The 22154-nt window shown below is 51.4% G+C and carries 16 protein-coding genes and 1 pseudogene; 14 read left to right on the forward strand and 3 right to left on the reverse strand.

Annotated features, from left to right (window positions below):
• Nucleotides 1-137: 137 nt before the first annotated feature.
• The 12 genes from OKB77_RS23100 (at nucleotide 138) to OKB77_RS23155 (ending at nucleotide 14041) form a co-directional block, all read left to right on the forward strand.
• Nucleotides 138-632: a hypothetical protein gene (locus OKB77_RS23100; RefSeq protein ID WP_043852061.1), complete on the forward strand. Its 495-nt coding sequence runs from the start codon at nucleotides 138-140 to the stop codon at nucleotides 630-632.
• Nucleotides 632-847 (forward strand): hypothetical protein, encoded by a 216-nt coding sequence (locus OKB77_RS23105; protein WP_201882944.1) that lies wholly within the window; start codon nucleotides 632-634, stop codon nucleotides 845-847. The genes OKB77_RS23100 and OKB77_RS23105 overlap by 1 nt, the downstream gene beginning before the upstream one ends.
• The gene (locus OKB77_RS23110) at nucleotides 844-1206 is read left to right on the forward strand and encodes a hypothetical protein (RefSeq protein WP_043170869.1); all 363 of its coding nucleotides are present in this window, start codon (nucleotides 844-846) and stop codon (nucleotides 1204-1206) included. Before OKB77_RS23105 ends, OKB77_RS23110 begins: the two co-directional genes overlap by 4 nt.
• A 79-nt stretch (nucleotides 1207-1285) precedes the next feature.
• Nucleotides 1286-1828 carry a hypothetical protein gene (locus OKB77_RS23115; RefSeq protein ID WP_201882946.1) on the forward strand — a complete coding sequence of 181 codons (543 nt, stop codon included), beginning with the start codon at nucleotides 1286-1288 and terminating at the stop codon, nucleotides 1826-1828.
• A gap of 1 nt (nucleotide 1829) precedes the next feature.
• Complete coding sequence (locus OKB77_RS23120) at nucleotides 1830-2177, forward strand: hypothetical protein (protein WP_042862883.1); 348 nt, start codon at nucleotides 1830-1832, stop codon at nucleotides 2175-2177.
• Between the two features lie 93 nt (nucleotides 2178-2270).
• Entirely contained in the window at nucleotides 2271-2585 is a 315-nt protein-coding gene (locus tag OKB77_RS23125; protein ID WP_106552059.1) for a hypothetical protein, read from the forward strand.
• Between the two features lie 2 nt (nucleotides 2586-2587).
• Nucleotides 2588-2983 (forward strand): type IV toxin-antitoxin system YeeU family antitoxin, encoded by a 396-nt coding sequence (locus OKB77_RS23130; RefSeq protein ID WP_106552058.1) that lies wholly within the window; start codon nucleotides 2588-2590, stop codon nucleotides 2981-2983.
• 369 nt (nucleotides 2984-3352) lie between these two features.
• A complete protein-coding gene (locus OKB77_RS23135) occupies nucleotides 3353-5746 on the forward strand; it encodes a type I restriction-modification system subunit M (RefSeq protein WP_270818600.1) in 2394 nt (797 codons plus the stop codon).
• Between the two features lie 16 nt (nucleotides 5747-5762).
• Nucleotides 5763-7049: a restriction endonuclease subunit S gene (locus tag OKB77_RS23140; RefSeq protein ID WP_201882948.1), complete on the forward strand. Its 1287-nt coding sequence runs from the start codon at nucleotides 5763-5765 to the stop codon at nucleotides 7047-7049.
• Nucleotides 7050-7191: 142 nt separating this feature from the next.
• On the forward strand, nucleotides 7192-10224 hold the full coding sequence (locus OKB77_RS23145) for a type I restriction endonuclease subunit R (protein WP_201882949.1): 3033 nt from the start codon (nucleotides 7192-7194) through the stop codon (nucleotides 10222-10224).
• An 80-nt stretch (nucleotides 10225-10304) separates the two neighbouring features.
• A complete protein-coding gene (locus OKB77_RS23150; protein WP_270818605.1) occupies nucleotides 10305-13646 on the forward strand; it encodes an STY4851/ECs_5259 family protein in 3342 nt (1113 codons plus the stop codon).
• The gene (locus OKB77_RS23155) at nucleotides 13643-14041 is read left to right on the forward strand and encodes a hypothetical protein (RefSeq protein WP_270818607.1); all 399 of its coding nucleotides are present in this window, start codon (nucleotides 13643-13645) and stop codon (nucleotides 14039-14041) included. Before OKB77_RS23150 ends, OKB77_RS23155 begins: the two co-directional genes overlap by 4 nt.
• A gap of 4 nt (nucleotides 14042-14045) precedes the next feature.
• Here the strand turns inward: OKB77_RS23155 and OKB77_RS23160 are convergent, their stop codons facing one another.
• The gene (locus tag OKB77_RS23160; RefSeq protein ID WP_041204923.1) at nucleotides 14046-15188 is read right to left on the reverse strand and encodes an IS4-like element ISAs18 family transposase; all 1143 of its coding nucleotides are present in this window, start codon (nucleotides 15186-15188) and stop codon (nucleotides 14046-14048) included.
• Between the two features lie 108 nt (nucleotides 15189-15296).
• Here OKB77_RS23160 and OKB77_RS23165 point away from each other — a divergent pair, with 108 nt between their 5' ends.
• Entirely contained in the window at nucleotides 15297-21128 is a 5832-nt protein-coding gene (locus OKB77_RS23165) for a DEAD/DEAH box helicase (protein ID WP_270818610.1), read from the forward strand.
• A 148-nt stretch (nucleotides 21129-21276) separates the two neighbouring features.
• On the opposite strand, the pseudogene OKB77_RS23170 reads toward OKB77_RS23165, so the two are convergent.
• A pseudogene (locus OKB77_RS23170) lies at nucleotides 21277-21404 on the reverse strand (IS1595 family transposase); the annotation flags it as partial.
• Between the two features lie 2 nt (nucleotides 21405-21406).
• Nucleotides 21407-21595, reverse strand: coding sequence for a DUF3283 family protein (locus OKB77_RS23175; RefSeq protein ID WP_201882957.1), 189 nt, complete (start codon nucleotides 21593-21595; stop codon nucleotides 21407-21409).
• A 116-nt stretch (nucleotides 21596-21711) separates the two neighbouring features.
• Here OKB77_RS23175 and umuD point away from each other — a divergent pair.
• The coding region (umuD, locus tag OKB77_RS23180; RefSeq protein WP_025327594.1) for a translesion error-prone DNA polymerase V autoproteolytic subunit at nucleotides 21712-22154 on the forward strand (443 nt) is incomplete at its 3' end.

Raw genomic sequence — 22154 nt, forward strand, 5'->3', positions numbered from 1 at the left:
CGCAGAGCAGGCGCACGAATAACGCCAGCATCCCCAAACCCGGATCATCCGCGCCAACACCATGATCCGGATATTCCAACACTACCCACTGGGCCACCTCACTGCAGGTGGCCTTTTGCATTTCAAGGAATCACCCCATGTCTGCCTTCATGATCGATCGCAAGGATTACCTAGCCTTTGCCGTACAGTTACACCGCTTTTGCAATGCCCCGATGCCACCGCACTACATCCTTGAGTTGCTGCGCACCCTCTGGTGGAACTCGCCAATGGATGTCACCAGTACCTGGACGTGGCGGGTAGACCGGCTGGTACGGCTGATGATGCTCGCCAACCGGCGTGCAGTCTGGCATCGCTATCAGCTGGGGCGTCATCAACCACTTCAGCACCGCTCTACCAAGCTGAGTCCGCTTAAACCTGCCCACCGTTACCACCAGGCTCCACTCACCGATAGCGAGCTGGTGGCCCTCTACAAGTTCACCTGCTGCGCCCTGTACCAATCGAGCGAATGGACCGGGAGCCCTGAGCAGGCACCTCGGCTTGTGAAGGTACTACAGCAGTTGCAACAGGCTCTCGCACAAGACGTGCTGACCCGGCTGTCACTGTGGGAGCAAGCACCCTGGGGAGAGATGTGATGAACCTTTCCATCACCCTGACCATGACGAGTTCACCACAGGACGGTACAGCCCAGATAGCCCAACGTATCTCCGATGACATGGAACACCTGCATCACCGTTTGGGGGATGGGGTCAGCGATGAACTGGGCATCAGCATCAGTTACCTGATCGAACAGTTTGCGCTGCTGGCAGCGGCTTACCGTTCACCGGAGGAAAAGGAGAAACACCCATGATCGAATTCAACGACAGCTTTAGCCAGGCCTCCGTAGCGGAGGCCATGTGTGCTCACTCAGGGCTTGCCAAGCTCATCAGTCAGCAGTTGATGCTGCCGGGCTTTGCCTATGCCCACGATGTGGAGGGGCGACGTATTGGTGGCCCGCTGGTGGCCCCCAACCCTGTGTTGCACAAGACCACGCTCTTTGTCAGTCCACGGGATATGCGTGAGCACCTGCCACGAGAGATTAACTTCGCCCGCTTTCGCTGCGCCTGTAATGCAGCGGGTCAGCCGGTCGGTGAGTGGCAACGGGTAATTGTCGGGGCCTACGTCAACCACGGTAGTAATGACAAGCCGGATTGGAGTAGTCACACCTGAGCCACGGCCACCAGCACACACAAGACCCCATACAGCCCCTCACTCCGAGGGGCTGTATGCATTTGAAGGAAGCCCAACCATGCATGACTTACGTGATTACAAGACTCTGTCCGCCCGACAACTCACCGCCGCTATCGGCCAGCTCAACCACAACACCGCACCGAAGATAATGACCCATCTGGCATTGCGGGCCAGACAGCAGCACCCGCTCGGTAATGGTCGTAGCAGAGCCAAAGCCCTCACGCTGCTGCGCCGGGTCAAGAAGGCTCACCAAGCGGGGCGTATCCCGTTCGAGCTCACTGTGACGGGTTGCCGCATCGACCGAGGCAGCCATCAAGCGGACCGTTACTACTACGACCGCACGCTGTTGGCCCAGGGCTGGCAGCAATACGATACCGAGGAAGACGCCTGGTATTTCGGCATCTGGATTCACACGGAGAAGCTAGAGACCTTTACCTACGCCGAGGGGGATACCAGTCATGTGATTGCGCCAAACGTCGAGGCGTTTCGTGCCGAGCTGGCGCGGCTCTACCAGTACCACCCACAAGCCCCGGCGTTTATCAGCATCGATCCGGAGGCGGGCGTTGTGACCCACCACTTTGAAGCCAAACCGGAGGTGTGACATGGCGAAAAACATCACCATCCGGGTGCCCGGCAAACATCCGCAAACCGGCGAGCTCACCACCTTCGAACTCAAGGGCCAGCGCATGGATATCGACATCGGTGGCCAAGCCGTGCCCTTCCTCATTCACGGGAGGGGCATCGGCACCTCACTCACCCACATCCCGAGCGGCTATCGCATCGCGCTGCTCGGCAGTTGGCTCACTGCGCGTTACGCAATCCCTGAGAATAAGCCCAGCAGAACAGCCTGCGCCCAGATGGCCATAGACCGGCTGGTGGCCCAGTACGGCTCACGGCACCTGCTGGACCGGCTCAATTGCAAGCCGGTTATCAACGAGGCGACTGACTGAGCTCGTTGACGCACCACTGTCTCGCTCATCCACAAACAGCATAAAGGGCCAGCCCTCACAGGCTGGCCCTTTGCATCATTGGAGTCACCGAACATGACCCGTCTTATCACCGGGCTCGAGGTGCATCGCTATGCTCCCGAACTCAACAAACTACATCTGCGCAACCGGCAGACGTTGCCCGCTCCCGGCATCACCACCATCAAAGAGGCCAAAGCCCGTATGTTTGGCCGTTGGCAGCCAGGGCATCAGATGACCATCACCGTGAGCCATCCCGACTACGTCAACCTCTCACGGCTCTACCGAGGGCGACTGGCAAGCCTGACAGACCTCCCTGAGCACCTAGCCAGACTACGCCAGCGCCACAACGTGCCCGGCACCTGTATAGACATTCAACTGAGGTATCGCTAATCATGACCACTACCCATCCCACACACTCTCCAGAACTCCAGACTCTCACACCGCTCCCCAGCATCAGCTGGGGTCTGCCGCGGGATATCTCTCCACGCTTTGGCGCTCGTCTGATACAGAGTCGCTACCGGCTCGATTTTCTATCCGATCGAGCCAGTCTGATAGGTGAATGGAGTGAGGCGCAGATAGCCAATCTCGACCAGGCTTTCCCGGAGATCATCAAGGCACTGGAAGCCAAGCTGCTGACCGGCGAACTGGATGCCCAACGTCAGCACGGCATCACTATCCAGCACGGCGGCTTTACCTGCGAAGCCGATACTCTTGGCAGCCACGGCTATGTCTACTTAGCCATTTACCCAGCGACGAACATGGACGCCAATCCTGACCGCAAGGCGTGACCACAAATCAGCTTGTGGTAACATTTTTGCACCTACTCGTCCGTGATAAGTGTGTGGGTCTTGGGGAAGGCTATTTATGGCCTTCCCTTTGTTTTTGTCCCGCATTTCCCTGTTAATTAAAACAGCAGCTTGCCTGCAATCGGTCAGCCATTCTGGTAAACTGTCGGCCATTTTGAGGCTGTGCCAACCCGCTCGAACGATCACGAAAAAACATCCATTTGAACCTCGTGATAAACGGTGGCGCTACTCCTCCACCTGACATCCGCTATCGCTTCCCATCATCCGGCGACACAAGAGCCATGCGTATGCGGTTAATCCCTCAGGCCACACTTTTTGCATTCCGGGGTAACTCGGAGACAGGAAAACAACATGGATCACAGTGTTCATAACAAACTCGTCTCTTTTATCTGGAACATCGCCGACGACTGCCTGCGCGACGTTTACGTCCGTGGCAAATACCGCGATGTGATCTTGCCGATGGTGGTATTGCGCCGCCTGGATACCCTGCTCGAACCCACCAAGGAAGCAGTCCTGGAAGAGGTCCGCTTCCAGCAGCAGGAGATGAACGCAGTCGAGCTGGACGAAGAGCCGCTCAAGGCCGCTTCTGGTTATGTCTTCTACAACATCTCCAAGTGGACGCTCAAATCCCTGTTGAACGCAGCCACCAACAACCAGCAGATCCTGCTGACAAACGTCAATGAATACCTCAATGGCTTCAGCGATAACGTCAAGGAGATCGTCAACTGCTTTAACCTCAAGGCACAGATCCGCCATATGGCTGACAAGCAGGTGCTGCTCGATGTGATTGAGAAGTTCGTCTCCCCCTATATCAACCTCACTCCCAACGATATTGAAGATCCGGAAGGCAACAAGCTGCCCGCCCTCAGCAACCTCGGGATGGGGTATGTGTTTGAAGAGCTGATCCGCAAATTCAACGAAGAGAACAACGAAGAGGCCGGGGAACACTTCACCCCGCGCGAGGTGATCGAGCTGATGACCCACCTGGTCTTTGATCCCATCAAGGATCAACTGCCGCTCACCATGACGATCTATGACCCTGCCTGTGGTAGCGGTGGCATGCTGACCGAATCCCAAGGCTTTATCGAAGAGAAATACCCGGCTACCGGTGTCAGCCGTGATATTCACCTCTATGGCAAGGAGATCAACGACGAGACTTACGCGATTTGTAAGTCCGACATGATGATCCGGGGCAATGACCCGGCCAACATCAAGGTGGGCTCCACCCTGTCCACCGATGAATTCGCCCATATGCGCTTTGACTTTATGCTCTCCAACCCCCCCTACGGTAAAAGCTGGGCGTCAGAGCAAAAGCACATCAAAGATGGCAGTGATGTGATCGACAGCCGCTTCAAGGTAAAACTGGCCGATTACTGGGGTGTGGTCGATCCCAAAGGCTGTGATGCGACCCCACGCTCCAGCGATGGTCAGTTGCTGTTCCTGATGGAAATGGTCAACAAGATGAAGTCCCCATCGGTAAGCCCGCTGGGTAGCCGTATCGCCTCGGTGCATAACGGCTCCAGCCTGTTTACTGGCGATGCGGGCAGTGGCGAGAGCAATATCCGTCGCTACCTTATCGAAAACGACATGCTCGAGGCCATTGTCCAGCTACCAAACAACCTGTTCTATAACACCGGCATCACCACCTATATCTGGCTGCTCAACAACCACAAGCCTGCCCATCGGCAAGGCAAGGTGCAGCTTATCGATGCCAGCCTGCTCTATCGCAAACTGCGCAAGAACCTGGGTGACAAAAATTGCGAATTCTCTCCCGAACATATCGAGGAGATCACCAACACCTATCTCGCCTGTGCCGATGTAGAACGCCAGCTGGATAGCAATGACGATCCAATCGGCATCGCCAGTAAGGTGTTTAAAAACGAGGACTTTGGTTACTACAAGGTGACGGTGGAGCGCCCGGATCGCCGCAAGGCCCAGTTCAGTAGTGATCGTCTCAACGCGCTGCGTTTTGACAAATCCTTAAACGAGGTGATGGCACACTGCTTTGCCGAGTATGGCGAGCAGGTCTATCAGGATGGGTTCCTGACCGAGCACAGCAAGCAGATCCTCGAGTGGTGCGAGAAAAACGAGATAAGTCTGAACAACAAGGCCAAAGAGAAGCTGCTGAGCACCGATTTCTGGTGTGCAGCCCGCACTCTGTTCGATACGGCTCATACCCTGATGCAGGAGATCGGTGAAGCCGAGTTTAACGACTTCAACCTGTTTAAGGCGCAAGTCGAAGCAACGCTCAAGGCCCATAAGCTCAAACTCTCAGTCACAGAAAAAAATGCGCTGTTCAATGCCGTGAGCTGGTATGACGAAGCCGCCGCCAAGGTGGTGAAAAAGGTGGTGAAACTCAGTGCCGACAAGCTGGGTGAACTGCTGGAGCTCTACAGCTGTGAAGAGGCCGACCTGCACGACTTTGGTTATTACCCTACTGGTAAGAAAGGCGAGTTCGTCACCTATGAGAGCAGCAGCGATCTGCGCGATAGCGAATCGGTGCCACTTACCCAGAGCATCTACCAGTACTTTATCGACGAGGTACAGCCCCATGTTGCAGAGGCCTGGCTCAATATGGAATCGGTGAAAATCGGCTATGAGATCAGCTTTAACAAATATTTCTACCGCCATAAACCGCTGCGTTCACTCGAGACAGTCGCCCAGGAGATCCTGACGCTGGAACAGCAGGCCGATGGCTTGATTGCCCAGATCCTGGGGCTTACTACAGAGCAATCGAAGGCATAAGCAGGAGACGATAAAAATGACGCTGACTGCAATGCAAAAATATAAAACGTATAAATGGAGTGGCAATCCATTCTTTGGAGATATCCCCTCTTGCTGGGACATTTACCCTTTATTAAGAATTGCAAAAATAAAATCCATCATCAACAAGCAAGATGAGGAACTACTCTCCGTCTATCTAGATAGAGGGGTGATTAAATTTAGTGATGTAGATGAAAAACGCACAAACGTTACCAGTCTTGACCTATCAAAATATCAATTTGTAGAAAAAGGCGACTTCGTATTAAATAACCAGCAAGCTTGGAGAGGTTCTGTTGGCGTTTCTGAATATATTGGAATCGTTAGCCCAGCATATCTAGTATTATCTCTATCTAAAGAGATAAACCCTAAATATGCCAATTATCTTTTCCGTGATGGAAGCATGGTGTCACAATATCTTATCTGCTCAAAAGGTGTTGGAACTATCCAGAGAAATTTATATTGGCCTCATTTGAGGAGAACGGTTATTGCTTTGCCTCCGTATAATGAACAAACCGCCATCGCCAATTTTCTGGATGCGAAAACCGCCCAGATAGACGAGGCCATTGCGATCAAGGAGCAGCAGATCGCGCTGCTCAACGAGCGCAAGCAGATCCTGATCCAGCAGGCCGTCACCCAAGGCCTCGACCCTACTGTACCGATGAAAGATTCCGGCGTGGCGTGGGTCGGTACGATTCCGGCACATTGGTGTATAAAACGCGCCAAGTATTTGTTCAATGAAATTAATGAGCGCTCAGTCAATGGTGATGAAGAATTACTCTCTGTTTCTCATATAACAGGTGTCACGCCTCGTTCAGAAAAGAATGTAAACATGTTTATGGCGGAGGATTATTCAGGCTCGAAAACATGTAAAAAAAACGACCTCGTGATTAACATCATGTGGGCTTGGATGGGGGCGTTAGGTGTATCTGACAGAGAAGGAATTGTCAGCCCGTCATATGGTGTTTTCAGAGAAAAAACTCAAAACACTTTTAACCCAGTTTTTTTAGAACACTTGTTAAAGTCAAAAAGCTATATTGAACACTACAATCAAGTTTCAACGGGTCTACATTCATCGCGTCTGAGATTTTATGGCCATATGTTCTTCGATATGGCGATAGGGTTCCCATCATTCGAGGAACAAAACCGCATCATTGATTATGTTCAAAAAGAATCTAAGAACATTGACAAAGCTCTTTTTCTACAAGAACAGCAAATAACGATGTTAAAGGAATACAAAACCACCCTAATTAATAGTGCCGTCACTGGCAAGATTAAGGTGGTCTAGCCATGCCCAGCCAGACGTGCTAGTGACAGAGTCTGGCTGGTATAGCTCGATATGAGCAAAGCCTTGGGGGATGTGGCTTTTTCAGTGCCAAGTCAAGATGGCCAGGGGCAGGTAAACAAGAACAAGAGAGCAGGGAGTATTGATGGTCAGCAACACCAAAGAACAGGCCCTTGAAGCGGCCATCGAGCAGGCCCTGACCGGCCAGTGTCTGGAAACCCTCGGTAATGACATTGGCGAGGGGGCCGCCGTCTACGCCAAGCCACACCATGGTTTTGTGTTGGGGCAGGCCTGCGATTTTGACAAGCAGTACGCCATCGATAAGCGGCTGTTCTGGCAGTTTCTTGAAACCACCCAGGCCATGGAGCTGGCCAAACTTCAGCAGCATCATCCCCACGACTGGCAACGCAAGGTGCTCGAGCGCTTCGACCGCATCATTAAAAAGCAGGGGGTGCTGCATCTGCTGAAAAAGGGCCTGAGCGTTGATGATGCTCACCTGACCTTGATGTATCCGGCACCGCTGGCCAGCAGTAGCGCGACGGTAAGCCAGGATTTTGCTGCCAACCTCTTTAGCTGCACCCGGCAGGTGGCCTACTCGGCGCAAAACCCCAAGCAAGAGATCGACATGGTGCTGTTTATCAACGGCATCCCGCTGATAACCCTTGAGCTGAAAAACCACTGGACTGGCCAGAACGCCTACTATCACGGCCAGAAGCAATACCGTGAAGATCGCGATATCAGCCAACCCCTGCTGCACTTTGGTCGTTGTCTGGTGCATATGGCGGTGGATACCGACGAGGTCTATATGACCACCAAGCTGGCTGGCAAGGCGACCTTCTTTCTACCCTTTAACAAGGGACATCGCCATGGCAAGGGTAATCCACCCAACCCCTATGGCCATAAGAGCGCTTACCTGTGGCAAGAGGTCTTTAGCAAGGAGAGCCTGGCCAATATCATCCAGCACTTTGTGCGTCTGGATGGGTCCGCCAAAGAGTTGCTGAGCAAGCGCACCCTGTTCTTCCCCCGCTACCATCAGCTGGATGTGGTGCGCAAGCTGGTGGACCATGCCGCTCATCACGGTGTCGGTCAGACCTATCTCATTCAGCACTCGGCGGGCTCTGGCAAATCCAACTCCATTACCTGGGCGGCATATCAGCTGATCGAGGTTTACCCTCATAGCACTGACGTGCATGGTGCCAAGGCCGTCGATCAGCCGCTGTTTGATTCGATCATTGTGGTCACCGACCGGCGACTGCTGGACAAACAGCTGCGTGAGAACATCAAGGAGTTCTCCGAGGTCAAGAACATCATTGCGCCTGCCAACAAGTCATCCGAGCTCAAGTCAGCCCTCGAGAATGGTAAGAAGATCATCATCACCACCATCCAGAAATTCCCGTTTATCGTCGATGGCATCAGCGATCTGAGCGATAAACGTTTTGCGGTGATCATCGATGAGGCGCACAGCTCACAATCCGGTGATGCCCACGGCAAGATGAACGCGGCGATGGGCAAGCTGCAGGACGAGGAGGTGGAGGACACTCAGGACCTGATCCTGCAGGCCATGCGCTCGCGCAAGATGCGTGGCAACGCCTCCTATTTCGCTTTTACTGCCACGCCGAAGAACACCACGTTGGAGAAGTTCGGCCAGTTGCAGCCGGATGGCACCTTCCAGCCGTTTCACCTCTATTCGATGAAGCAGGCCATTGAGGAGGGCTTTATCCTCGATGTAGTGGCCAACTACACCACCTATCGCAGCTACTACGAGATCAGTAAGTCCATCGAAGAGAACCCGCTATTTGACAGCAAGAAGGCGCAGAAGAAACTGCGGGCTTATGTAGAAGGCAGCCAGGAGACGATCGACGTCAAGGCCGAGATCATGCTCGAGCACTTCATCCCCCATGTGGTGAATGCCAAGAAGCTCAAGGGCAAAGGCAAGGGGATGGTGGTGACGCAGAACATTGTCTCTGCTATCCGCTATTACAAGGCCATCACCCGCCAGCTGGAGGCGATGGGGAACCCGTTCAAAGTGCTGATTGCTTTCTCCGGCAGCAAGGAGGTGGATGGCGTCGAGTACACCGAGGCTGATCTCAACGGCTTTGCCGAGGGCGATACCCGCGACAAGTTTGATACCGACGAATATCGCCTGCTCATCGTAGCCAACAAATACCTGACCGGTTTCGATCAGCCCAAGCTGTGTGCCATGTATGTCGACAAAAAGCTCAGCGGTGTGCTGTGCGTGCAGGCGCTCTCCCGCCTTAACCGCGCAGCCCCCAAATGGGGCAAGAAGACCGAAGACCTCTTTATTCTCGATTTCGTCAATCCGGTTGAAGAGATCAAGGCATCGTTCGATCCCTTCTACACCGCGACTTCACTCTCTGGCGCCACCGATATCAATGTGCTGCATGAGCTCAAAGATGCGCTGGACGATACCGGTGTCTATGAATGGTTCGAGGTTGAGGAGTTTGTGGCCCGCTACTTCAATAACGAAGATGCTCAACTGCTCAGCGCCATCATCGATGTGGCCGCAGACCGCTTCAACCATGAGCTGGAGCTGAGTAACGAAGAGAAGGCCGATATCAAGATCAAGGCCAAGCAGTTCGTGAAGATCTACGGCCAAATGGCCGCCATCATGCCTTACGACATGTTGACCTGGGAGAAGCTGTTCTGGTTCCTCAAGTTCCTTATCCCCAAACTCAAAGTACAGGACCCGGATGCCGACCTGCTTGATGAGTTGCTCGAGTCAGTGGATCTCTCCTCCTACGGCCTGCAGCGCGTTAAGCTCAACCATGCGATCACCCTGGATGACGAAGAATCTGAGCTGGAGCCACAAAACCCTAATCCACGCGGCGCCCACGGCACGGAGAAAGAGACCGACCCGCTGGATGAGATCATCAAGAGCTTTAACGAGAAGTGGTTCCAGGGCTGGAGCTCGACACCGGAAGAGCAGCGGGTGAAGTTCGTGAATATCCTCGATAGTGTGAAGAAGCACCCGGACTTTGAATCAAAATATCAAAATAATACTGATCCAATTAACCGCGAGCTGGCCTTCGAGAAGATCATGAGAGAAGTCATGCTGGCACGAAGAAAAGACGAACTGGAGCTATATAAGCTGTTCGCTAATGATCCGGCATTCAAGGCATCCTGGATGCAAAGCGCACAGAGAATGATGGGGATGTGATAGCCATGTCGTGTTGAGACTGAATGGCAGTAGCTCAGTCGTTTTGACGTACATCCCAAAATTAAAAAAGAGATATTAAAGTGCAATTTAACCAATGGATCTTGGAATTTTTAGCAAAACGTGGATTAAAACATCCTGATGAACGTCCTCTGTTCGCATACAAGACTTCGACGGAGGAATTCGAGTCATTACGGCGCCTGTTGCAAAATTATGCCGACACGGTTCATTTATCCAAGTACTACCCTGCGGCTTGGTTACTATTTGCCGCTGAGTGGTGGAAACGTGATTATGCAGGCGGAGCATGGCGTTGGGGACCGCTATGCGAAGCTGCGGGATTAAAGAGTTTATCCCACGATAAAATTCGCAATCTGGTTATTAACGGCCATCAACAATGGTGCCTGCAAACGCCGATCAAAACAGAAGGCAAACGTTTTATTGGCCTGGTCGCCATGAGCGGTGGTCTGCCAATGCGTTTGGTGGAAGCAGCTCAAGGTGGACTAGCCAGACTGCTTCGAATGGTCACCGAACAAGCTTTGCACTACAACCTTCAGGATGATCAACTACGTCAAGCGGTTGAAGCCCAAGCTGCACTTCTGCCCGCTTGTTATCAACAGTCGCCTGTCTATGAGCTGCTGGATAATCTCATCAAAGCTGTGCTGTATATCCGAGCTACGTATGCACTTCATGATGCCTCCGATCCCATAGCCACGTTGCAGACTGAGTGCCCAAACTGGGAGGATATATTTCCCATAACACTGGATAGCCAAGCAGCAGCCAGCCTGATCAAAGGACTGGTCAGAAGCGTAGTCAGTATCACTCCTCAGTCGAAGCAGACACCATTTCAGATCCTAAAAGGGTTGCGCTTTAGTACCGATGGTTCCCCGCCCCAGTATGAACTCTCTTTTATCATGCAAGCTCAAGCCAAGCGTGAGCATGTTGCCAGTGCACTTGGCTTTCCCTGCGAGCAGCTACCACCCCATTTTCAACTGCTCTTGCGAGCAGGGGAACAGGAGTACATTGCAGGTGAAGCATTACTCCGAGGCGACAAATATCAGCTGATGGCCAAACCCCTACCATTGATTCAAGCCTTACATGACTCAGCTCAGCTGATTGTCAGTCGTTGGGGGGCCACACTACATATTGCAAACCTGCCTGGGGGGGAAGAATTAAGTCATGATGAGCCTTTGATCTTTGAGAACACGCCGCCATTTGCTCGCCTGATTGCACAGGGTGATGCTCGGCTCAAAGGAGACTCTGCACTGGTTGCCATTCCTCCCAAGACAATTGTCTTTTCCGAAGAAGGTGAAGCACAAGAGCTCTGCAATAATCTATCGAATGGCATGAAATTGATGGAACTGCCTTCTGGTGACACGCGGCTCGTTTATCAACGTCAGACATTCAGGGTACACATTTCTACCCGTGTTCCTGCATTGCCTGATAGCCATTGGATGGGTAATACCATCGAGGCAAACTCCTCGCCTGGATTACTGTTCTGTGGCATTCCACGTCTACGGGTCCTTCAGGAGAGTGGTTATGTTTATGATGTTCCCTCCCATGAACTTTTTGCCAACGTACAGAATATCGAACAGCGGCTTGAGCAGGGGAAGGTATCTGGATTATGTCGATTGATCTGGCGAAAAGATCAGCAGCGATTGCTCAGCTCCCGTGCCGTGATTCTTCCGCAGAATGCTGGGATTACCTACAAACCAGGCACAAGTCCCAACGAGGGAATCATTCGACTTGTAAATTGGCCTAATCTGCCAATCCGCATTGAAAGCGATGATATAGAATTAAAGGCAAAACATGATGGTTCAGACTTAATTTTGGACTTGAAATGCAGCTCTGCTCGCCCAGCCAACTCAGTGCAGCTCAGTTTGCAGTGGCCAGGTGGAGAACAAAAACTCACACTGTCTTTTCCTGCTTATGGCGTCACTTTATTGCGTAATAACACGCCTCTTGAAAACAATCAGGTATTAACGATTGAAGAGCTGGTCGGATGCAGAGCCATATTGATGTCAGCCCAAGGAGCAGCACACTGGTTGTTGCGGCTGTCGACTATCGGGCTCAATAATCGAAGCCGCCTCTCACAGGAAATCAAATATATCGGTGTGCGAGAAATTCGTTTGTTTGAATTAATCCCAAAGATTCAGCAAATGCTTTCCTGCCATCCGATACTTGATCACACCGTCTTGCTTGAACTGATTCACGGCCATCAGACGCATGCCTGTTTGGAGGTCGGGAGATACTCGACACGCATTTGCCTAGAAAATCAGATTGCATCCTTGAGAGATAACACTCGCGAGCTCATTCTCGAACAAACCCAAGCAGAAGACCTTTTACAAGCATTGCCGTTGGCTGAACCAGAGCGTGATGCTGTCAACCTGCCATTGAGTCTTTCTGAGCAGGTATTCACCGGTAATTGGCGAGTCGATCTACCAGCAGATGCTGCTGGGCCATGGCTGGTTTATACAAACAGCCTATCTCAACTACATTGCAGACCAACAATCGCAGTACCAACAACCATCAGCCCACCGGATGATTTCTCTCCTCTGCGTAAAGCTCTGTGCGAGGCCGACAGCAAGACACGAATGAACATGCTCAGAATCACCCTCCAGTTGATGGCAGCAGATCCAGATAATGAGGATTGGATAACACTAGAACAGCTACTGGATAAACTGCATCACCTGCCTTTGGCTAGTCTGGATATTTGCCAAGCGCTGATCCGTGAACCACTGGCGCTAACAATGGCTACTCTACTTCTGGACAATTTCTCCACTCGGATGGCTGAGCGACTACCCTCTGAACTCCCTTTTGAGTGGCTATTGATAGCCCCTGAAGACTGGGCCAGTACCTTTACAAAAATTCGCCAGCAACTCCCCGCTGATAATCCCCGACGACTCGAGGCAATCCGCAACGACATCCATAGCAAGAGCCAGTACTTAGCGCACTGGCAACCGGCATTGAGCTTTATTTTTGAACAAGGTTTCCACCAGCATTTCGGCCTCAATAGTCAGGATGCCAGTTTCTTCCTGAAAAACCCGTTGATGCTTACAGAATGTTGGCTTGCCAATCTGTTCGATGGCGAGAACTCGGCTATGCAGCAAATGTTCCGGCGGAACCCACCAGAAACTCAACGAGACCTTGATCTCTGTAATGCAGAGCGCGAAGAACTCCGTAGATCCGTGTATGGAAATATGTTGATCGATCGCAGCAAATTGCCAGTGACAGATTTCAAGCTTGGTGTGGTTATGCGGCCTTTTATGGCGGCCTTCGATGTATATGCGGGAAAAGGCCTGCTGTGGCAGTCCGAGCCGGCGCGCTTGTTTAGTCTGAGAACGACTCGCCAACTCGATACCGTCTGGTTTGATGCAGCCTATCAAACCGGTTTAGCCATGGCACAAACATACTCTATTGGGAAATGAATCTGATGCTTTATCAAAAAAACTATTTTTCCGCCCTGATGACTAATCTGAGTCTGCGCAGTGAGCGAGCAGCCCAAGGCCTGCTCGGTCTGGATAATGCTCATCTACGTCAATTCCTGCATGAGAAGTTGACGGCGATGCCTGGAACACCGGGTGCTTGGTTAGCAGACCCAGTTTTCGAACCAACCTTTGGCTGGAAAGAGAGTGGTGAAACCATGGGCTCTCTGGCGGGTGGAGAGTTACTTCATCAACGTCTGGCCAAGGCCATGGCTGAACCGCCAAAAGAGTTGGCCAAAGAATATCATTTTCCCGCTAGCCGTCATCCTTTCACCCATCAGCTAGCTGCATGGCAGGTATTGAACTCTCCAGAACCTCAGAGATCCCCTCATTTTTAGAGACTCAAATAATTCCAAGTGTGCGGGTATATAAGCGGTGTTGCTTCAGGTAGTAGATAAATTTATCCATCAACAAGACCGCATTGGCTTCTTTCATTTTAGGTAGCAACTGGTAATAGATGACCCCTTGCCGAAAGAACGAATAGGTTCGGCTCTTGCTGGTATTGACCTTGATCGTTCTCTCTAGACCGACACTGTCTCCAGCCTTACCCAGCAGCGTCAGCAAGACGATGGCCAGGGCACTGAATAAAAACAGTCGGTCGCGCCGGACCGGATTACTGATGTGCACATCTCCCATACCCATGCCGAATTTGTAATCTTTGATATCACGAAAACTGGTCTCGATACCCCAGCGCTGGCCGTATAGTTGCAACGCCTTGGCGGCGCTCAGGTCGGTCCGGTTACTGGCCAGAAACCACGCGTCTTTCATGCCACTCTTATGACAACAATAGACCCGTTCGACAGGCTGTCGCTGCCCAGTTAGCTCCACCGCTTTGAGGGTTCGGGTGCGCCCGGTCGGCGTTAGCCAGTCCCGAGCTGGAACCTGCTCTACACCAGGGTAACCAACCAAAACATTTCCTTTAAATCTAATGAGATAAGCAAAGCCTAGCTCTTGCTCCAGGCGTTCGAACAGCTCCATGTAACCAAAGCCGCGGTCAGCTACTACCGTCACGAAGATACCCTCTGGCAACGTCTGCTTGAGCTTGGTGAGCAGCTCTTTCTCATGGGCATTGCGTTGCCCTTTGAGCAACGATTTCCGATGGGTTTTCCACAGCAGCGGAGTACTGCGACCGTGGTTGGTTTGCAGGCTGATAACCAAGGTACTGTGATCATCGGCATCGAATTCGGTCCAGTCCATGGAGACTACGATCTCGGTACGTTCACCGACCACATAGGGCACCCAATCGTCAAAGAGGCTCCAGACATTGAGCTTGGTGTTAGTGAGCAGGCGATCCACCTGTTTAACCGCATGTTTACGTTCGAGACCGTTGGCCAAGGAGAGGCCACTACCGATGGCGTGGATGGCCAGTGAACCTGACTCGATAACCCCGAGGGTAGCATTGGCGAGGGAAAGAACACGCTTAGCATGCATGTCCTGTCCAAATATATCGTCGATGTGGTTGAGGATTAGTTCGTGGTTAAACATGGGGATAGTCTGTTGGGTATTAGCTGGTCAAGGATGGCGATCATACCTCAGAAGCCGCGCCACGCCTCGCTCATATGAGGGGATGGTTAAGCTCCAGAACCACAATCTCTGGTTGTTACTAGTGGAACCGGCTCTGGCAAAACCGAATGTTTTCTTGTTCCGGTACTCAATCAATTAGCAAAAGAAATTGATAACAAAGAAGACCCGGATGGGGTCCGCGCTCTGCTCATTTATCCGCTAAATGCGTTGATTAACTCACAGCAGAATCGCCTGGATGCTTGGACAGATGGTTTCGATGGGCAAATTCGCCACTGTCTTTATACGGGGGCTCTGGATAATGAGCGAAAAGCATCTGATCAGAAGTACAAGGGCCAGGTGATCGATCGCAAGAGCTTGCGAGCGCGTCCTCCGCAACTTCTTGTAACGAATGCCACCATGTTGGAATACATGCTCATTCGTAAAGAAGATGAGCCCATTCTTCAAAAATCAGCAGGTAAACTGCGCTGGATCATTCTTGACGAAGCACACACGCATATCGGCTCACAAGCTGCTGAGATGGCGCTGCTACTTCGCCGTGTAATGCTGGCTTTTCAGGTTAAACCGCAGGATGTGCGTTTCGTTGCCACTTCGGCCACATTCGGCTCGGATACCAAAACCATCGAAAACCTGCGCAATTTCCTTGCTGATATCGGCGGTGTAGCACCAGAGCAGGTACATGTTGTTCAAGGCCATCGGGACATTCCAGCTTTGCACAAAGTCAAACCACATTTGGAACAAGACAATCCCGACGTAATTGCAGCAATTGAGAGTGAGCATGAACAATCAACGCTACGCTACCAACGCCTTGAAGCCAGCCCAACAGCCCTTCGGATCCGTTCTTTGTTCATTACGGACGGACAATCAAAGCCACAAAGTCTACAGGAGTTAGTACGAACCTCGGGGTTGTCTAAAAAACAACTGCTTACCTGGCTCGACCTGATGTCAGGGACAAAAAATGCCGAAGGGCTATCGTTCTTACCGTTACGAGCACACCTTTTTCACAATGTGATACCAGCAATTCGCGCCTGTGTTGACCGTAACTGCGCACATAAAGCCAACACACCACTGGCACATCCGCAATGGCCATTCGGCATGGTGTATCTGGAAGATAGAACCCATTGCAGCTGTGGAGCTCCTCTTATGCCACTGGTCTCCTGCGAAGAGTGTAATGAGAGCTTTCTGCAAACTTCAACCACCAGTCAAGGCAAGCTGATAGACCCGTCACAACAACAAATCGATGAGTTTTCTTTGGATGAGGAGTCATCGGATACCGACGTACCGGATAAAGATAATGAATTATTAAGCCACTCCTTGATCACCAATCGTGTTGTTGACGGTAGCTCTCCAGAGTATTTGGATCGATGTAGTCAGAGGCTAAAATTTGATGGTCCCAAGGATGACTATATCAAGCTAGAAGTATTCAGGAGCACCCAGAATGAATGCCCTTGTTGCGGTTCCTCAATTAGTGGACGTAGCTTGCTTCGCCCTGCGCGCATTGGTACTCCCTTTACATTAAGCACAGTGATCGGCACCTTGCTGGAGTTTTGTCCGCAAGATCCACAGCCCTCTGGCAAGCCCTTCCAAGGCCGGAAACTGATTTCGTTTACCGATAGCCGCCAAGGAACTGCTCGCATCGCTGTCAAATTGCAGCAGGACTCCGAACGCAATCGCATCCGAGGACTGGTGTATCACAGGTTATTGCAAGCGCAGCCAACCAATGCTCTTACTGCGGAAGATTTACAGGATCTTCAGGAGTTACTTCAGCTTAAAGCCAAGCAAAAAATAGGGCGTATTGAAGAAAAACACTTAAACAGCTTATTGGCACAACAGGCTGATGCAGGTAAAGGAGCCGAAATCAGTTGGACGGACATGGTGAACCATCTTGCTGGCACTCCAGAGCTGCAAATGGGCATGTTGGACTACTATCGCAGCTTGGCACCCAATACTTTCAGCCGACAAGACAGTATTGCCCTCGCTGGGATGCTACTGGCCCGTGAGTTTTATCGTCGTCCCAAACGTGCCAACAGCTTGGAAACTCTAGGACTGGTGCAGGTTTGTTATCCTCAATTGGCGAGCATTACCTCCCCCCCCATAAGTTGGCCACCACACTCAACTAAAGAACTATCTATTGAGTCTTGGCGTACATATCTGAAGGTACTACTGGACTTCTTCGTTCGTGAAAACACGATCCTGAACATAGATATACGCTGGCAATCGCTGATTGGCGCACGAATCCGCCCCAAGTGGGTAGTCCCCCCCGTTCAACAAGGTAAAACTGAAAAGCTGTCCGGACGCTATATGCGATGGCCGACCGTCAACACCCTCAACGGTGTTCAATCACGAGCAATTCTGTTGCTCTGCAAGGCGTTTAATTGGTCTCCCACTTTGCACCAGGATCAGATCGATTCGATTCTAAACGAGGCATGGGTTGCACTCACCCAGCACGCAAAATTGTTAATCTCTTCCGGTGATGGTTATCAACTCGACTTGAGGGGAATAAGCTTCCGGCTGCCCCATGAGGTCTATTTCTGTCCGGTATCAAGGCGATTTATTGATACTCCGTTCGAAGGGCTAAGCCCCTATACACCTCGCACCGATCGGGAGATGGTTGTGAAAGTGGTGCCTTACACAATGCCGAGGCCTCCTGAATCACTCCTGCATACTTCTGGTGATCAAGGCTTGCTGGGCATCCGCGATTGGCTTAATAACCAACCAGAAATACAAAAATTACGCGAAAGTGCACTTTGGTCTGATGTTTCAGATTTGATCAACGAAGGTGGGAATTACTTCTGTGCTGCAGAACATTCCGCCCAGCAACCAAAAAACAAACTGGATAAATACGAGGATCAATTCAAAGCCGGAAAACTGAATTTACTAAGCTGTTCAACCACCATGGAAATGGGTGTAGATATTGGTGGTATCAGCGTAGTAGCAATGAATAACGTACCTCCTCACCCAGCAAACTACTTGCAACGGGCTGGTCGAGCAGGCCGACGCCGTGAAGGGAGATCTTTGGCACTTGCTGTTTGTAAAAATACTCCTCATGACCAAAGCGTATTCAATAACCCTCTTTGGCCATTTACCACAGCGATGCGTATGCCCAAGGTGTCACTGCAAAGCCCTGAACTGATACAACGCCATATCAACGCTTGGTTATTATCTCATTGGCTCAAGCACGTTATCGCTGCCGAAGAGATCAAGTCGATGACTTCAGGGGCTTTCTTCCTTGATAACGGGATGCCTATGTCTCTTTCCAAACGCTTCGCTCTGTGGTGTGAGAGTCAGGCGCTTGGAGCCGATGCTCTTATCTCTCAAGCGATCAAGGACATTACCCGGCGTAGCATTCTCAATTCAACTCCACAATCAGAACTGTTAAAACGAGCAAGTAATCGAGTTGTTGAGATTACACAGTCATGGTTGCAGGAACATGAAGCAAGTCGATCGCAACTGCAGCAAGTCGAAGACAAGAAAGCTGCCGCCTATCGAGCCATGGACGCGCAACTAAACCGGATAGAAAATGAATATCTTCTTAGCGAACTGGCAGATAAGCGTTTCCTGCCAGGTTATGGTTTTCCGACAGATATTGTCAGCTTTGATAATCGCTGTATGCAGACCTTGAAGCTGGATGAAAAGGGCCAACGGGAGGACAATCGAGCACGCTATCGTTCGCTTGCCTCCCGAGATCGTATTACTGGATTGAGAGAATATGCTCCCGGTGCCGAGCTGGTCATGGATGGCTTGGTGTACAAGTCATCTGGCATCACTCTCAACTGGCACGCACCTGCCTCTGTCGAAAACATCAAGGAGCTACAGCTATTCAAGAAGGCTTGGCGTTGTGGGCACTGTGGGGCCAGTGATACGGCAATCAACCCAGGTCTAGAACTCAACTGTCAAGAGTGTGGATACCCGATTGAGCGCGACCAGATTCATGAATACTTGGTGCCAGCCGGATTTGCAGTGGACTTCTTTGATTATCCCCATAACGACATCAGCCGACTGCAATATATACCAGTTAAAGCGCCCTGGCTGAATGTGCCTGCTAGCTGGATCTATCTAGCCAATCCAGCGTTCGGTATGTTTCGTGCGAGCCAACACTCTCAGCTATTTCACTACAGTTCAGGGGCTAACCAGAAGGGCTTCGCCATCTGCCTCGAGTGTGGCAAGGCCGAACCCATGTTGAGCTATCCGGACCCATCTGCTGCGACCAATGAACAGTATCTCCCGGCCATTTTCCGCGAAAAAGCCCAACACAGGAGGCTGCGCGGTGGTAAGAACGATAATGGTGAGAACATCTGCCCCGGCAGCAACAATAGTTGGAAGATAAAGCAGAATATCCATCTAGGTCATGACAGCCTGACTGATGCACTGGAACTAGTACTACGAGATCCATTGAGCGGAGAGTTTCTTGATGATGATGTCACTGGCTATTCAATTGCGGTTGCTTTGCGAGAAGCCATTGCCGCTTCACTTGGTATTCAAACTGAAGAGCTTGGCTGTGACTGCCATCCAATCCGCGTAGAGGGCCGAGCCGCTAGAGCAATTCGCGTGTTTGATTTGCGTAGTGGTGGCTACACCACACTGGCTGCGGAACAGTTGAATGACGCAAACTTGTGGCAACGGGTTATAGAACGTCTGAACAGTTGCAACTGCTCGCATGCGTGCCAGCACTGTTTGCTCAGCTTTGATACACGTTTTGAGGCTGACCGTCTTAATCGCCATGCGGCCTTGGCGTGGATAAATCAGACCTGGCTGACCGGCTTAGCACTGCCTATCCCCCTTCAAGTATTTGGGCCACATAGCCAAGCTGAAATTACCACCTTGCATGAAGCAGTTGAACGAACCATCACGCAAGATGACAGCCCCAAGACCATCGCTATCTATCTCCTTGCTCCTTCCGAGGAGTGGGATCTTGCCGTTGCACGCCGAATGCGACATCAACTACATAGCTGGGAGCGTGCCGGACACCAGGTGCAGTTGCATTTTCTCGAAAGCACCTTCGAATCCTTGCCAACAGATCAGAAGGAATGGCTAGCAAAACTGGCCTTTAACGGAATTGGGTTATATTTGCACAAAAGCATTCCCGCCCTTGGAGAATTAACACTAAACATCACAGTACAGGGACCACAAGCTAACCTAGCATGGGCCAGCAACAATATAGATCTGGTTGCTCCAGGGCATGAATGGGATCTAGCCACTGCTGGCTCGCAGATTGTTCGCGGTTGCCCACCTGATTTGCCGATATGCCGCGAGCTAAATACCAGTGAGTTAATACCAGGTAAGTCCCCCGAGCTTATCAAGATTGAGATAGCCAACCAGTTAGATGGCTCCCTCAATGGTTTTGCTGGCAGGTTCTGGGATCATCTTAGAAATGAATCAGGTCTTCTTAATGAGATTTTTGAGGGCAAAGACCGCATCACCGAAGTCACCTATACAGATCGTTATGTATGCAGTCCGCTAGTTGTGAATCATTTGGTTAATGTGATCCATGAGCTGGGAGTCCGTTGCAGTTCAAGTTTCGCTATCAGGGTTATGGGACGTCAATATCAGAAGAACGACAACCGGACACCCTGGCAATGCAGGCATGATTGGCTCTCATCTCAGGAGCGGGATGAAGCCATCCGCCAAGCATTCGAATACTGTGGCCTAGAGGGGGAAGTACTCAGCCTCCGCTCTTTACCCCATTATCGACAACTGCAACTTCAGCTTCATTCTGGTAAACGACTGACAATTCAGTTTGATCAGGGACTGTCATATTGGGAGGCAGATCGCAGCGAAAAAAGCTATCGATTGAAATTTGATTTCTCTGCTGTTTCTCTTGGTGAGGAGATAATTCAACGAATGCTGTGCAATATCACAGCTGCCGGAGATGACACCACACAGCTTTTCGTCTCTATCGACTAATAACCTGACAGCCCTAGGTCGATGAACATCGACCTAGGGCTGATATTATACGCGATGCTATAACTGTAACTCAGTCAGTACTAAAGCTTCGTAGCGAGTTGTAGAAGATGACCCATCAAGCTTCTGCCTAGCATACCGGCGTTCCTGATTACCTATAACCCACAGCCAGCTTCAAGAGCTGATACGGCATCTGAGGGCTTGTCACGACTGCATGCCCGGTAATCCCCCCAATTCAACCAACATGCTCTTGAGAGCAAGACGATGATTAAACCCGAAGGCTAGCCCCGTTTGTACCTACTTACTTGCTCAAGAAAGTAACTACCCAGTTCACCCTTATGCTGGCTTGATTCGCTTTCTGCGCTGGCCAAGTGACCGTTGCGCTCCTTCCATACCGCGTATGCGGCGGCCTTCTCGACCTCGACCCGTTCTTGCTGCTCTTTCGGTAGGGCACACAGATTGTGACTCATACTGACCTCTTTGTTATTTGTTGGCGCCATGGTACGCCATCACTGGCATGCGAGACTTGCGCTGGTTCAAAGGTGGTGCGCTATAATGCCTGTATATAAATACAGGTGCTGTTGCCATGAAGCTGTTAACCCCAGACCCATCACCCGCCGAGGTGACCATCCCGCTGTTCTTGCACCGCGCCTCTTGCGGCTTTCCCAGCCCAGCCAGCGACTATCTGGAAGGGAAGTTGGACCTCAACACCCACTGCGTGGCGCACCCTGCAGCAACCTTCTATCTGCGTGCCGAGGGGGAGAGCATGACCGGGGTTGGCATCTTTCCCGGTGACTTGCTGGTGGTCGATAAGAGCCTGACCCCGCGCCATGGTGATGTGGTAATTGCACTGCTTGACGGCGGCTTCACAGTCAAGACCTTGCAGCTCAAGCCGAGGCTGCGGTTGTTGCCAGCCAATCCGGCGTTCGCGCCTATCGACCCTTGTATGAGCCTCTCCCTGGAGTTGTTCGGAGTGGTCACCCATGTGATTGGCAATCTGAGGCAGCGTGATGGCTATAGCGCTCGTTG

Origin of the sequence: Aeromonas sp. Y318-3 (assembly GCF_027706185.1) — a bacterium.
Classification (GTDB): domain Bacteria; phylum Pseudomonadota; class Gammaproteobacteria; order Enterobacterales; family Aeromonadaceae; genus Aeromonas; species Aeromonas veronii.

Excerpts from the sequence above, each read along its gene's own strand:
- OKB77_RS23100 (WP_043852061.1), top strand. The coding sequence starts at position 138 with ATGTCTGCCTTCATGATCGATCGCAAGGATTACCTAGCCTTTGCCGTA.
- OKB77_RS23105 (WP_201882944.1), top strand. The coding sequence starts at position 632 with ATGAACCTTTCCATCACCCTGACCATGACGAGTTCACCACAGGACGGT.
- OKB77_RS23110 (WP_043170869.1), top strand. The coding sequence starts at position 844 with ATGATCGAATTCAACGACAGCTTTAGCCAGGCCTCCGTAGCGGAGGCC.
- OKB77_RS23115 (WP_201882946.1), top strand. The coding sequence starts at position 1,286 with ATGCATGACTTACGTGATTACAAGACTCTGTCCGCCCGACAACTCACC.
- OKB77_RS23120 (WP_042862883.1), top strand. The coding sequence starts at position 1,830 with ATGGCGAAAAACATCACCATCCGGGTGCCCGGCAAACATCCGCAAACC.
- OKB77_RS23125 (WP_106552059.1), top strand. The coding sequence starts at position 2,271 with ATGACCCGTCTTATCACCGGGCTCGAGGTGCATCGCTATGCTCCCGAA.
- OKB77_RS23130 (WP_106552058.1), top strand. The coding sequence starts at position 2,588 with ATGACCACTACCCATCCCACACACTCTCCAGAACTCCAGACTCTCACA.
- OKB77_RS23135 (WP_270818600.1), top strand. The coding sequence starts at position 3,353 with ATGGATCACAGTGTTCATAACAAACTCGTCTCTTTTATCTGGAACATC.
- OKB77_RS23140 (WP_201882948.1), top strand. The coding sequence starts at position 5,763 with ATGACGCTGACTGCAATGCAAAAATATAAAACGTATAAATGGAGTGGC.
- OKB77_RS23145 (WP_201882949.1), top strand. The coding sequence starts at position 7,192 with ATGGTCAGCAACACCAAAGAACAGGCCCTTGAAGCGGCCATCGAGCAG.
- OKB77_RS23155 (WP_270818607.1), top strand. The coding sequence starts at position 13,643 with ATGAATCTGATGCTTTATCAAAAAAACTATTTTTCCGCCCTGATGACT.
- OKB77_RS23160 (WP_041204923.1), bottom strand. The coding sequence starts at position 15,188 with ATGTTTAACCACGAACTAATCCTCAACCACATCGACGATATATTTGGA.
- OKB77_RS23175 (WP_201882957.1), bottom strand. The coding sequence starts at position 21,595 with ATGAGTCACAATCTGTGTGCCCTACCGAAAGAGCAGCAAGAACGGGTC.